The sequence below is a fragment of the Vicinamibacteria bacterium genome, assembly GCA_035620555.1.
Lineage (GTDB): Bacteria > Acidobacteriota > Vicinamibacteria > Marinacidobacterales > SMYC01 > DASPGQ01.
The window spans coordinates 1-12,981 of record DASPGQ010000632.1 but is presented as its reverse complement, the minus strand read 5'-3'; the positions used below and the strand labels follow the sequence as shown (position 1 = coordinate 12,981).

Sequence of the window (12,981 nt, the reverse complement as noted above, 5' to 3'; positions counted from 1 at the left end):
CCGATTGGGCCGGTCTCGAAGAGCCAGGCGTTCTCGCGATGGCTTCTCGCCTTGCCTCCGATCTCGCGCTCGCGCTCGAGCAGGCGAACCTCGAGCGGTCGACCGAGGGCCTCGGCCGATTTTCTTGCAGTGAAAGCCGCTGCCGTTCCCGAAATGCCTCCACCCACGACGACGAGGCGTTTCATGGCTTTCGCGGAGCTAGACGGTGCGACTGAACACCGGTTTGTTCTCGTTCGCGTGCCGTTCGCGCATGTATCGGTCGAAGCACATCGCGAGGTTGCGGACGAAGAGCTGTCCTACCGGCGTGGCGTGAATCGAGCGGTCGTCTACGGTCGCGAGCCCTTCCTCGACGAGGGGCGCGAGAAGCTCGAGGTCGGGCCGGAAGTAGTCCGAGAACGCGACGTGCCACGCCTTTTCGACCGAGGGGATATCGATCACGAAGTTGCACATCAGCCGGTGGATGACGTCGGCGCGGATCACATCGTCCCGAGTCCTGACGAAACCTCGAGTCACGGGAAGGCGTCCTCGCTCGATCGCCTCGCGGTAACGGCTCAGCTTCTTCTCGTTCTGGACCAGCGCTCCGCGAACGTCCCCGATGGCGGAGATACCGAAGGCCAGTACATCGTCGCCGGGGATGACGGCATAGCCCTGAAAGTTGCGACGGAGCCGTCCTTCGCGCCTTGCAACGGCGAGCTCGTCGTCGGGCCTCGCGAAGTGGTCCATGCCAATGGGCTCGAATCCCGCGGCGATGAGCTTCTCGCGAACGATGGCGATGAGCTCCATCTTCACCTCTCGGGACGGAAGCTCGCTCGGGTCGAGCTTGTTCTGATGGCCCTGGAGCCACGGCACATAGGCGAAGGAGTAGCAGGCGACGCGATCGACTCCGAGATCGATGACGCGGTCCACCGTTTCTTCGAAGGTTTTCGGTGTTTGCAGGGGGAGGCCGTAAATCAAGTCGACGTTGATTCCGGAATAGCCGTGCGCTCGGGCATGCTCGACGACGGCACAGGTCTGGCCCGGGCTTTGAACGCGATGGATCCGCTCCTGGACTTCGGTCGTAAAATCCTGAACTCCCATCGAAATGCGGTTGAATCCGACGCTGGCCAGAACCTCGATGTGCTCGCGGGTCGTCACGCGCGGGTCGACCTCGATAGCCATTTCGCATCGTGGCAGGGGCTCGTAGCTTTCCAGCAGTCGTTCCACGAGTGCTTTCAGATCGCGCGGCGCGAAGTACGTCGGGGTCCCCCCTCCGAGGTGGAGCTGTGCGAACTTCCGCCGGTTCGGCGTCCTCTCGGCGACCATGCCGATCTCTCGCTTTAGGAGCTCGAGGTAGGGCTCGGCCCGCTCGTGGTGCTTGGTAATGATAACGTGGCATCCGCAAAAGAGGCACCGCTCTTCGCAGAAGGGAAGGTGCATATAGAGCGACAACGGCGCTTCGCCGAGCGCGTCCGCCTGCCGGAGCTTCTCTTCGTAAAGCTCGACGCCGACCGACTCCGAGAACTCGACCGCCGTCGGATAGCTCGTATAACGCGGGCCCGGGCGATCGTATTGGTCGACCAGGCGGCGGATCGTATCCCTGTCTGCCGGGATCCCGTGGCTCATGCCTCCTCCTCGCGAACGACTTCTACCAGAGCCCGTACGAAGGCTGGATGCGCTTCGATGCAGGGAACGCGGACGAATCGATCGCCTCCCGCATCGAGAAACGTCTTCCGCCCGCGAATGCCGATCTCCTCGACGGTCTCGAGCCCTTCCGTCGCGAAGCCGGGTGTCATGACCGCGACGCTCCGAGTCCCCGAGCGAGCGAGCCGTTCGAGGGTCTTCGCCGTGGACGGACCGATCCAGGGTTCGGGTCCGAAGCGCGACTGGAAGGCGAGGGTCGCTTTGTTCTCCGGCCAGCCGATTCGGCCCAGCAGGGCGCGGAACGTCGCTTCGCAATCGCGTCGATACCGTCCGCCTTCCGCCCGATCGGTGCGCGCCGGTATTCCGTGGAAAGAGACGACGACGTGCTCGGGTGCGTCCCCGCCGACGGCTCGCTCCCACAAATCGGCCTGAGCGTCCACGTAGCCTGAAGCATCGGCCCGAACGCAACGGACGGTGGCCCTCTCCCCCACGAGCTTCTCGATGGTGCCGGTCGTGGCGCCCGTCCGCTGCGGGAAGAGCGGGATTACCAGGCAGCCATCGTCGAGCGTGCTCGCGAGCGAGGGCTCGCCGTAGCGGTAGGCGATCCGAACCTCGCGCGCGAGCGCGGCAGAAAGCGCCTCGGCGATCCGGCGGCTGCCGATGTGGAGCGGGGAGCCCTCGTCCGTCCAGATGGATCGGTACTGCTCGGCGACTCTCGAAGGACGCGAGGCGAGGATGCGCTTCAGAATCGGCGACCACAGCCAGGTCGGGTAGTCGACCACCATCGGGTCGGAGAGAAACTCCGAGAGAAACGCGCGCACCGCGTCGGGCTCCGGGGCGCTCGTCGTCCCGAGATTGACGAGAACGACGCGACGCATACGCCTTTCCTGGACCTCCTGCTTCCCCAGTCCGATTGAATTGTGCAGATTTTGTACCAATCTCGCGTCCGTTCAGCGTCTGGCAACGCGCGTCGTCCCGCTTCGGCCGCTCCCAACGGCAAGGTCCTCCTTACGAAAGTCACCGCGATTCGCGCTGCGGCGTAGCGCGCAAATTGGGTCAAATACCCCGGCTCGATGGCACCGGACCGAGACAACGGAACGCAACTGACCGCAAAGACCGGCGACGAGACGTGGTCCCCGTCTTGCACGCACTAGTCAGGGTGATGGAAATCTCAGCCCACCCTGCGCGAGCGGAGCGAGCCCGGCGCGCTCGCCGCGCCGTAAGCAGGCCGAGCCGTGGCGGCACGATCGATTACGGGTCCCGCCACGGCATTGAGTACTAGAAGAGGAGAGGTTTGTTCCATTGCGGATTACTTCCTGGGTGTTCGAGGCGCCGGGTAAGCCCATGGTGCCCCTCGAGCGTGACGTCCAACCGGGGAGGGGCGAGGTGCTCGTCCAGGTCGCGGGATGTGGCGTCTGCCACACCGACCTCGGGTTCGTCTACGGGGGCGTTCGCACGCGGCACCCGCTACCCCTTTGCCTCGGTCACGAGGTCAGCGGCCGGGTGGTGGAGGCGGGAACGGACGCGGAATCCTGGCTTTCGAAAGACGTCATCGTCCCCGCCGTCATCCCCTGTGGACGGTGCGCCGCCTGCAAGGCGGGCCGTGCATCGGTTTGCCCTCACCAGGTCTTCCCCGGAAACGACGTCCACGGGGGGTTCGCGACGCATCTGGCGGTGCCTGCTCGCGGCCTGTGCCGAGTTCCCGATCTGCTGGATCCCGGCAAGAATCCGTCAGGGGCCGATCTCCAGAGCCTTTCGGTCATCGCCGACGCGGTGTCGACGCCGTACCAGGCCGTGCGCCAGAGTGGGCTCGGGGAGGGAGACCTCGCGGTTTTCGTCGGAGTCGGGGGAGTCGGCGGCTTCGGCGTTCAGATCGCCAAAGCCTTCGGCGCCGAGGTCGTGGCCGTCGATGTCGACGATGAGCGTCTCGACGCCCTTTCCCGCTACGGAGCGTCCGTGACGATCGGCTCCGCCGCCATCGAGGCGAACGAGGTCAAGAATCGTGTTCGAGCCTTTGCGGGCGAGCATGACATTCCGAGCTGGCGGTGGCGGATCTTCGAGACCTCGGGCTCGCCTTCGGGCCAGATGACGGCATACTCGCTGCTCGTTCCGGGAAGTTATCTGGGAGTCGTGGGCTATACGCCCGAGAAGATCGAGCTTCGCCTTTCGAACCTCATGGCCTTCGACGCCACCGCCCGGGGCAACTGGGGATGCCCCCCGGAGCATTATCCCGAGGTGCTCGAGCTCGTGCTTTCGGGGCGGGTTGCGGTGGAACCGTTCGTCGACAAGCGCCCGCTCGGCACCATCAACGAGACCTTCGAGGCGCTCGAGGCGCACGAGCTCAAGACCCGGCCGGTTCTCGTTCCGGAGGTTTGAATGGAGCACAAGAACCACGATCTCGTAAGCGACACCGAACGTCCCGGCGTCCTCTACGAGGAATTGTCACTGACCGATCCCGAGGGCAAAGTGATTCCGGGACTCCACTCGGTTCGCATCGTCCTGGACAACCCTTCCCAGCTCAACTCCTACACTACGGAGATGGTCAAGAGCGTCATTCTCGGTATGCGGCGCGCCTCGAACGATCGCGCCGCGGTGGCGGTCGTCTTCACCGGAAGCGGCGACCGCGCCTTCTGCACCGGAGGCAATACCAAGGAGTACGCCGAATACTACGCCGGGAGGCCCGAGGAGTACCGGCAGTACATGCGGCTGTTCAACGACATGGTGAGCGCGATCCTCATGTGCGACAAGCCCGTCATCTGCCGGGTGAACGGGATGCGCATCGCGGGGGGGCAGGAGATCGGCATGGCGTGCGATTTCTCCGTGGCGCAGGACCTGGCGCTCTTCGGTCAGGCGGGCCCGAAGCACGGCTCGGCCCCCGATGGCGGGAGCACGGATTTCCTTCCTTTGTTCGTCGGGATCGAGCGGGCCATGGAGAGCTGTACCCTCTGTGAGCATTGGAGCGCCCACAAGGCCTACCGGCTCGGGCTCCTGACCAAGATCGTTCCCTCTCTCGAGGTCAACGGACGCTTCGCCCCGAATCCATTGGTGGTGACCGATCGCTGGGTAGACGAGCGGGGGTCGATCGTCTACGGGGAGCCGAAGACGGGAGCGGCGCGCGAGGAAGGGAAGGAAAAGATGGCGAGCGGGACGGTGAACCTCGCGCCTCTGGACGCGGAAATACGAAGCCTGGTCTACAAGCTCGCGATGACGATGCCGGGATGTCTCACGAAGACGCTCGAGAGCGTGCGCAAGCACAAGCTCGAGCATTGGGACCGTAACAAAGAGTCGAGCCGGGCGTGGCTCGCGCTCAACATGACGACCGAGGGACGGGCGGGCTTTCGCGCCTTTCACGAGGGCACGAAGGCGTGCCGCGAAGCGGACTTCCTTCTTCTGAGACGCCGGCTCGCGGAGGGGGCAACCTGGTCGGAGGAGCTGACCGAGGAAATCCTCGCCCGAGCACACGGAAGGGCTTGAAGCTCATGGAAGCGACGAAAGCGTTCCTCGGAGTCGAGCCGCTCGAGCACGGTGCCCTTTGGGACGTCGTTTTCGGAGGCACGAAGGGCAACATTCTCGATCTCGCGCTCATCGAGCAGTGGATCGCGCTATTCGAGAAGGCGCGCACGTCCCCCGATTTACGGGCCGTCAGGATCCGGGGTGAAGGCGCTCACTTCTCGTTCGGTGCGAGCGTCCACGAGCACCTTCCCGGCGAGGTCACGAAGATGCTCCCCCGGTTTCATCAGTTGTTCCGCTCGATGGTGGACAGCGGCGTCGTCTGTCTCGCCGTCGTTCGGGGAAACTGTCTCGGCGGCGGGCTCGAGCTCGTGAGCTTCTGTCACCGCGTGTTCGCCTCACCCGACGCCAGGCTCGGCCAGCCCGAGATCGTCCTCGGCGTCTTTGCCCCAATCGCGTCGATGCTGCTCTCCGAGCGTATCGGTCGAGCGAATGCCGAGGATCTCTGCCTGAGCGGACGGATCGTCGCTTCCGACGAAGCGCTCCGGATGGGGCTCGTCGACGCGCTCTCCCAGGATCCCGAGGCGGCCGCCTTGCACTACGCTCGGGAGCATCTGCTGCATCGCTCGGCATCGAGTCTGCGCTACGCCGTGAAGGCCGCGCGCTTCGGCGTCCGGGCCCGGCTCGACGAAGAGCTTCGCGCCCTCGAGCGCGTCTATCTCGACGAGCTCATGGAGACCGAAGACGCGGTGGAGGGGCTGAAGGCGTTCATCGAGAAGCGACCGCCTCAATGGAGAAACGCATGAGCTCACGCTTTCTCGAGGCGAGGTCGGCGGGTGCGCTGGCGATCCAGGCCGAATCGCTCTATCGAGATTATCGGCTTCCGGCGGTTCACGAGTGGAAGCGTGAGAAGGGCGGTCTCGCCATCGGCTACATGCCGATCTACGTTCCCCGCGAGATCCTCCACGCCCAGGGCGCTCTTCCCGTCGGAATACTCGGGGGAGGCGACGACCTCGAGATCATTCGGGGGGACGCCTTCTACCAGTCCTATATCTGCCACATCCCCCGGAGCACGATCGAGCTCGGCCTGAACGGGAGCCTCGACGTTCTCGATGGGATGCTCTTCCCCGCAATTTGCGACGTCATCCGGAACCTTTCCGGGATCTGGAAGATGAAATTTCCCGACAAGCTCGTCCGTTACCTCGACGTGCCTCAGGACTTCGACCGCGAGGTGGGAGGGGTCTTCTACCGCGAAGAGCTCGAGGCCCTCGCGCGGGATCTGGCCTCGCGGGGCGCCCGCGCCTACGATCCGGAATCTCTCCGGCGCTCGATTGCCGTCCACAACGAGAACCGCGGCCTCGTCCGGGAGCTCTATCGACTAAGGCGCGACGAGCCCTGGAAACTCCCGACGAGCGAGCTCTACTCCGTGCTCCGAGCGAGCGTCGTCATGCCCGTCGAGGACTCGACGAAGCTTCTCAGAACCTACCGCGCGCTCGTCGATGCCGCCGACGACCGTAAGCCGATGGACCAGGCGCGCGTCGTCTTCACCGGGACGTTCTGCGAGCAGCCGCCTCTGGGCCTGATCAAAACACTCGAGCGCGCGGGCTGTTACATCGTTGACGACGATTTCATCCAGGTGCACCGCTTCATGCACCGCGATCTCTCCACGAAGGGCGACCCGATGGATTGCCTCGTCGTCGCATTTCTCGAGGATGCCGTCTCGAGCCCCACGCGCTACATCGGCGAGGACGTAAAAGGCAGGGAGCTCCGGGAGCGTGTACGCGACGCCCGCGCCGAAGGCGTTCTGTTCGGCGCCCCCAGCTTCTGCGATCCCGCTCTTCTCGACCAGCCCATGGTGAGCCGCACGCTCGACGAGAGCGGCATCCCCTGGACCGCTTTCAAGTACTCGGAGAACGGAGGGCAGTTCCAGGTGATTCGTGAGCAGGCGGGAACCTTCGCCGATTCGATCAAACTCTGGAGTGAGGTCTCATGACGGACGCGAACGTCTCCAAGGATTCGAGCCAGCTGCGACAGAAGCAGATGATCGCGGAGCACTTCCATCGGCTGGCCGTATCTCCCGAGACGGGTGAGAAGTCCGCTTACACCTTCGTTCCCGGAAACCTCACCGAGCTCCTCTTGAGCTTCGACCTCGTACCGGTTCTGCCGGAGATTAACGCCCTCCAATCGGCGATGAGGGGCAAGAGCCGGCAGTATATCGCGCTCGCAGAGAAGCTCGGCCATTCCGAGGACGTCTGCACCTACGTGAAGTCCGACGTCGGAATGATGAAGTCGGGAAACGTCGGCCCCACCGGTGAAAGGCTTCCCGACCCCGACGTGCTCCTCTTGTCCTATACGGGCTGCTTCACTTTCATGAAATGGTTCGAGATCTTGAAGGAGGAGTACCACTGTCCCATCGTCATGCTCCACGTGCCCTATCAAGCCGAGGGCAGGATCACCGACTCGATGCGCAACTACGTGGTCGAACAGCTCGAGCGCAAAGTCATTCCTCTCCTCGAGCGGGTGAGCGGGCGGGCCTATGACGAGAAGCGGTTGAAGGAATGTCTCGGCCTGTCCGCGGAGGCCGAGGACGACCTCGTGTGGGTATTGGAGTCGGCGAAGAACGTGCCCTCACCGATCGATGCCTATTTCGGCGGGGTCTACTACATCGGCCCCATCTTCAGCGCGTTCCGCGGTACCCAGGGGGCGGTGGATTACTACCGAGCACTCCGGCGCGAGGTGGACGAACGCGTCCGCGAGCACAGGGGGCCCGTCACCCCGGACGGGGACATGAAGGAGGAACGCTACCGCGTGGTGGTGGAAGGCCCGCCCAACTGGACGAACTTCCGGGAGTTCTGGAAGATGTTCGCCGACGAGGGCGCGGTCGTGGTCGCTTCGACTTACACCAAGGTCGGCGGCGTCTACGACACCGGCTTTCGCCACGATCCTCGACGGCCGCTCGAGTCGCTCGCCGAGTACTGTCTCGGCTGTTACACGAACTTGAGCCTGCCCCAGCGCGTCCGGATGCTCGAGCGTTACGTGAAGGAGTACCGGGCGGACGGCTTTCTCATCAACTCCGTCAAGAGCTGCAACTCGTTTTCCGCGGGACAGCTCCACATCCTCCGTGAGGTCGAGAGCAGGGTGGGCCGTCCGGGGGGGTTCGTGGAGAGCGATCTCGTGGATCCTCGCTACTTCTCCGCATCCAACATCAAGAACCGCCTCGAGTCCTACTTCCAGATGCTCGAGCAGAAGAAGGCCGGGAGGCGCGAAGCGTCATGAACTTCGTCGTGGGTATCGATCTCGGATCGACGACCACCAAGGCGGTCATCCTGGACGAAAGCGCACGGACCCTCGGCCGCGGCATCACCAACAGCCGAAGCAACTACGACGCCGCCTGTGAGATCGCGCTCGCCGAAGCGCTCATCAACGCCCGCTTTTCCCGCATCGCTTCGGAGCTCGTAGGAACCGGCATGACGGCGGACGAACAGGAAAAGTGTCTCTCCGAGCTCGAGGGCCGCTTCCGCTACCAACAGTTCCTTGGCCAGCTCCGCGTGCTCCGCGAGGAGATTGCGCGCGTCCTCTCTGCGCTCGATCACGGAGCGGACTACGCGTCGGTGACCGAGCGGATCCTGGGCGCGATCGAGAAAGAGGCCGTGGCTCTCTTTGCCGAGGGCGCCACTCGTAAGAGCGATTTCTTCCGCGACCTCGCGGGAAGCGCCTATCTCCGCCACGCCGAAGACGAAGCGAGAGAGGCGGGGCTGTCGTTCGATTTGCTCGTTGGCCTCTACGACAAGGCGATTCTCGACGTCGAGAACGCGACTTCCGCCGCGGGCACGTTCGAGGACCATGCCGCCGCGGCGCTCGCGCGCATCGAATCTCCGCCTCGAGAGCTCGTATCGGCTCTCGAGCGCGTGAGCCGTGTCCCCCTCCGGCAGCTCGCGAGCGTGGGTACGGGTTACGGGCGCGCCCGCCTCCCGTTCCCCGAAGGACGAATTCGCTCGGAGATCCTCTGCCACGGGCTCGGGGCGCACGCCATGTTTCCCGCAACTCGGACGGTGCTCGACATCGGGGGCCAGGACACCAAGGCCATCCAGGTCGACGGCGATGGGATCGTGACATCGTTCCAGATGAACGACCGGTGCGCCGCGGGATGCGGTCGCTACCTCGGCTACATCGCCGACGAGATGAATCTTGGCCTCCACGAGCTCGGACCGCTCGCGTCGCGCTCGCAACGTCCGGTCCGTATCAACTCCACTTGCACCGTCTTCGCCGGCGCCGAGCTCCGCGAGAGGCTGTCGCTCGGAGAAAAGCGCGAGGACATTCTCGCCGGTCTCCATCGCGCCATCATACTGAGAGCGATGTCGCTTCTCGCCCGCTCGGGTGGCGTCACCGATCAATTCACTTTCACCGGAGGCGTCGCCCGGAACCCCGCCGCGGTGGAAGCGCTTCGAAAGCTCGTCTTCGAGAACTACGGTGAGGTGACGGTCAACATCTCGCCCGAATCGATCTACACCGGTGCCCTGGGAGCCGCGCTCTTTGCCCTCCGCGCGGTGGAGCGTTTCGATGCCTGAGAAGAAAGGCGGACCCGCGGTGCGGTGCGGCGGCATCGATGTGGGCTCGTCCGCCATCAAAGTGGCCGTCGTGGAAGAAGAGACGAACGGTGGCGAGCTGCGTCTCCTCGCCCACGGCGTGGAGCGTATTCGAAAGCGCCACCCTCTCACGGTGCTTCAAGAGCTCTTCCAAGGAACGATCGAGGACGCGGGGCTTTCGCGGGAAGAGCTCGACTACATCGCGACTACGGGGGAGGGTGAGCTCGTCCCCTTCCGCACCGGGCACTTCTACGGCATGACGGCCCACGCGCGCGGGGCCCTGCATCTTGATCCCGAAGCGCGAGCCGCCGTCGACATCGGGGCGCTCCACACCCGGGCCATCCTGATGGATGAGCGCGCCAAGGTGCTCGGCTACCGCATGACGAGCCAGTGCGCATCGGGCTCGGGGCAGTTCCTCGAGAACATCGGCCGCTACCTGGGCGTGACGCTCGAGGAGATCGGACCCCTGTCGCTACAGGCCGACGACCCCGAGGCCTGCTCGTCGATCTGCGCCGTGCTGGCCGAGACCGACGTCATCAACATGGTCTCGAGGGGCATCACCGTGCCCAACATCATCAAGGGCATTCATCAGTCCATGGCCGGACGATACCTGCGCCTCATCACGTCCACCCGGGCGAGCGGGGTCGTGATGGTCACCGGAGGGCTCGCGGCAGATGTCGGCCTCCTGCAAGCGATGCGAGAAGCGGCGGCAGAGCAGAATGTCGGTGTCGAGGTCCGGGCTCACCCCCTGTCGGTTCTGGCAGGCGCGCTCGGGGCGGCCATCTGGGGCGCCTTCCGCTACCGAAAACTGGCAGAAAAAGGCGTCTCCCTGTCCGCGTGAGAGACGAGAAAACGATGACGACGGAAAACGAAGATACACTGGGCGTCGTGGTAAGGCGCCTCCTGCCCGAGGATCTCGAAGCGGTGATCCGCGTGGACGAGAAGGCTACGGGCCGAAGGCGTGAAGAGTACTTCAAGCTGAAACTGCGCCAGGCGCTCTCCGACACGGGCGTTCAAATCTCCTTGGGAGCCGAGATCGACGGTAATTTCGCCGGGTATCTTCTCGCCCGCGTCTATTACGGAGAGTTCGGGAGCCTCGAGCCCGCCGCCGTCCTCGATACCCTGGGCGTCCATCCCGACTTTCGGCGCCGCGGCGTAGGCACCGCTCTCATCGATCAGCTTCGGACGAACCTCCTCGGACTCGGCATCCGCACGCTCGAAACCGAGGTGAGCTGGAAGGACACTGACCTTCTCGCTTTCTTCAGCCGCGAGGGCTTCGTGCCCGCTGGGCGCCTGTGTCTGGACCTCGACCTCATGGTAGCCGGTCCCGGCAGCGCCACGTGGAGCAGCGATCGACGGTCGGCTTCGAATCGTCACCCGCCGTTCAGCCTCAAAGGATGAGCCCTCATGCGTCTTCTCGCCGTCTTGTTTGCCCTCGGTGTGTCCTTCCCACTCGCGGCCCAGGAGAAGAAAGCCGAAACACTGAAAGACGCTCTGGCCAAAGGTGATCCGGCGATCTCGTTACGGTACCGCTACGAGATCGTCGATGAAGTCCCTTTCGAGAAGAACGCCTATGCCTCGACCCTGCGGACGACGCTTTCCTACCGAACCCTCCCTTTCAAAGGGTTCAGCGCCTTTCTCGAAGCGCAGAACGTCGCGAGCATCGGCGAGGACCTTTTCGACAACCGCGGCGCCGGTGACCTCGCGAACGGCGTAACCGATCGTCCCGCGGTCGCGGACCCGAGCCAGACGCGGATGCAGCAGGTGTACCTGAGGCTCGACGCGCTCGAAACCGCGTTCGACTTCGGCCGGCGTGAGATTATCTACGGAGATCACCGGTTCATCGGAAACGTCGGCTGGCGGCAGAACCACCAGACGTTCGACGCAATCAATCTCTCGAACCGTACCTTCGGTCGCGCGACGATCTCCTACGCCTTCGCCGACAAGGTCGTTCAGATTACCGGCGCCGAGAAGGAGATGAGCTCTCATCTCCTCAACGGCCTGGTGAGGCTCGATCCCGAAGTCTCGCTCGAGCTGTACCTCTACCTTCTCGACTACGACGCGCTCCCCGACAGCGGACTCTCGAGCCAGAGTTACGGGGGAAAGCTCTCGGGAACGAAACCCATCGCCCAGAAGTACCGTCTGCACTTTCAGGCGCAGTATGCCTGGCAGTCGGACTTCGCCGACAATCCGGTTGAGGTAAGCGCCGACTACCTGCACTTGATTGGCGGCGTAGGGTTCCCCGGGGACGTGAACGTCAGGGTTGGACGCGAGCTCCTGGGCGGCTCGCCCGAGACAGGTGCATTCCAGACGCCTCTCGCTACCGTTCACCTATTCAATGGCTGGGCCGACAAATTCACCACGACGCCGGCTGACGGAGTGGTCGACTGGTATGTGAGCTTGGACGGCAAGGCGGGCCCGTTGTCCTGGCTCGTCGTCTATCACGATTTCGCAGCCGACACGGGTCAAGGCTCCTATGGCACGGAGTGGGACGCGCAAGCGATTTATCCCACGTCGTGGCGCCAGAGCTTCGGCGCCAAGCTCGCGCTCTACCGCGAGGACGGCTTCTCGACCGACACCAGCAAGATCTGGTTCTGGACGGAATACGGCTTCTGACGGTCACCGGTTGAGCAGGCCCGGCTTGTCAGGCGGCTTCGCTTCTCGAGTTGCAACCTCGAGAAGCTCGCCATTACCATGACACCGGCGAGAGTCGTCGAGCGCGGCGGGAAGTTTAGCCTCATATGATTGGACCAAGGCGATGAGCTACGTGATGCCGTTTATGGCGTGAGCAGAGTATTAAATCGATGTCCGCACGTGACTATCCGCATATCGTCGTGGCTCCGCCCGGGCCCAAGAGCCGCAAGGTGGTCGAGAAGGACCAGGAGTGGTCTTCGACTTCCTACATCAAGGCATATCCGCTCGTGGTGTCCCGCGGGCGAGGCGCCATGCTCGAGGACGCGGACGGCAACCGCTACCTCGACTTCATGGCCGGCATCGCGGTCGCCTCGACCGGCTGGGCACATCCCAGAGTGGTCTCTGCGATCCAGGATGCCGCAGGAAAGTTCCAGCATCTTTGTGGGACGGATTTCTTCTCCGAGCCGATGTCGGTTCTGCTCGAACGGTTGGCCCAGCTCGCGCCCGGCAAGAGCAAGAAGAGGGTCTTCCTCACGAACTCCGGAACCGAGGCCGTCGAGGGAGCTATCAAGCTGGTCCGCTCGGCGACGCGGCGACCCGCCCTGATCGCTTTCAAGGGCGCATTTCACGGCCGCTCTTACGGTGCGATGAGCCTCACGTCCAGCAAGGTGGCGCAGCGAGCGCACTTCGG

Annotated in this window: 13 protein-coding genes; 10 read left to right on the top strand and 3 right to left on the bottom strand. The window is 64.0% G+C overall.

Going from position 1 to position 12,981, the window contains the following annotated elements; translation table 11 throughout:
- From VEK15_25815 to hemH, 3 genes are all read right to left on the bottom strand, one after another.
- A partial coding sequence (locus VEK15_25815) for an NAD(P)-binding protein (protein HXV64143.1) occupies positions 1 to 185 on the bottom strand: 185 nt, incomplete at its 3' end.
- A 13-nt stretch (positions 186 to 198) separates the two neighbouring features.
- Positions 199 to 1,602 (bottom strand): oxygen-independent coproporphyrinogen III oxidase, encoded by a 1,404-nt coding sequence (hemN, locus tag VEK15_25810; protein ID HXV64142.1) that lies wholly within the window; start codon positions 1,600 to 1,602, stop codon positions 199 to 201.
- Positions 1,599 to 2,498 carry a ferrochelatase gene (gene hemH / locus VEK15_25805; protein HXV64141.1) on the bottom strand — a complete coding sequence of 300 codons (900 nt, stop codon included), beginning with the start codon at positions 2,496 to 2,498 and terminating at the stop codon, positions 1,599 to 1,601. Before hemH ends, hemN begins: the two co-directional genes overlap by 4 nt.
- A 424-nt stretch (positions 2,499 to 2,922) precedes the next feature.
- Here hemH and had point away from each other — a divergent pair, with 424 nt between their 5' ends.
- The 10 genes from had to VEK15_25755 all read left to right on the top strand — a co-directional run.
- The gene (had, locus tag VEK15_25800; GenBank protein HXV64140.1) at positions 2,923 to 3,996 is read left to right on the top strand and encodes a 6-hydroxycyclohex-1-ene-1-carbonyl-CoA dehydrogenase; all 1,074 of its coding nucleotides are present in this window, start codon (positions 2,923 to 2,925) and stop codon (positions 3,994 to 3,996) included.
- Positions 3,997 to 5,094 carry a 6-oxocyclohex-1-ene-1-carbonyl-CoA hydratase gene (oah, locus tag VEK15_25795; GenBank protein HXV64139.1) on the top strand — a complete coding sequence of 366 codons (1,098 nt, stop codon included), beginning with the start codon at positions 3,997 to 3,999 and terminating at the stop codon, positions 5,092 to 5,094. It abuts the gene before it with no gap.
- A gap of 5 nt (positions 5,095 to 5,099) precedes the next feature.
- The gene (locus VEK15_25790; GenBank protein ID HXV64138.1) at positions 5,100 to 5,876 is read left to right on the top strand and encodes an enoyl-CoA hydratase/isomerase family protein; all 777 of its coding nucleotides are present in this window, start codon (positions 5,100 to 5,102) and stop codon (positions 5,874 to 5,876) included.
- Positions 5,873 to 7,063 (top strand): benzoyl-CoA reductase subunit C, encoded by a 1,191-nt coding sequence (gene bcrC / locus VEK15_25785; GenBank protein HXV64137.1) that lies wholly within the window; start codon positions 5,873 to 5,875, stop codon positions 7,061 to 7,063. The genes VEK15_25790 and bcrC overlap by 4 nt, the downstream gene beginning before the upstream one ends.
- A complete protein-coding gene (gene bcrB, locus VEK15_25780; GenBank protein HXV64136.1) occupies positions 7,060 to 8,346 on the top strand; it encodes a benzoyl-CoA reductase subunit B in 1,287 nt (428 codons plus the stop codon). The genes bcrC and bcrB overlap by 4 nt, the downstream gene beginning before the upstream one ends.
- Positions 8,343 to 9,638 carry a BadF/BadG/BcrA/BcrD ATPase family protein gene (locus tag VEK15_25775; protein ID HXV64135.1) on the top strand — a complete coding sequence of 432 codons (1,296 nt, stop codon included), beginning with the start codon at positions 8,343 to 8,345 and terminating at the stop codon, positions 9,636 to 9,638. Before bcrB ends, VEK15_25775 begins: the two co-directional genes overlap by 4 nt.
- Positions 9,631 to 10,497, top strand: coding sequence for a benzoyl-CoA reductase subunit D (bcrD, locus tag VEK15_25770; GenBank protein HXV64134.1), 867 nt, complete (start codon positions 9,631 to 9,633; stop codon positions 10,495 to 10,497). Before VEK15_25775 ends, bcrD begins: the two co-directional genes overlap by 8 nt.
- A 14-nt stretch (positions 10,498 to 10,511) precedes the next feature.
- A complete protein-coding gene (locus tag VEK15_25765; protein ID HXV64133.1) occupies positions 10,512 to 11,057 on the top strand; it encodes a GNAT family N-acetyltransferase in 546 nt (181 codons plus the stop codon).
- A gap of 6 nt (positions 11,058 to 11,063) precedes the next feature.
- Positions 11,064 to 12,272: an alginate export family protein gene (locus tag VEK15_25760; GenBank protein ID HXV64132.1), complete on the top strand. Its 1,209-nt coding sequence runs from the start codon at positions 11,064 to 11,066 to the stop codon at positions 12,270 to 12,272.
- Between the two features lie 188 nt (positions 12,273 to 12,460).
- Positions 12,461 to 12,981: aminotransferase class III-fold pyridoxal phosphate-dependent enzyme (locus tag VEK15_25755; protein ID HXV64131.1), on the top strand; the 521-nt coding region annotated here is incomplete at its 3' end.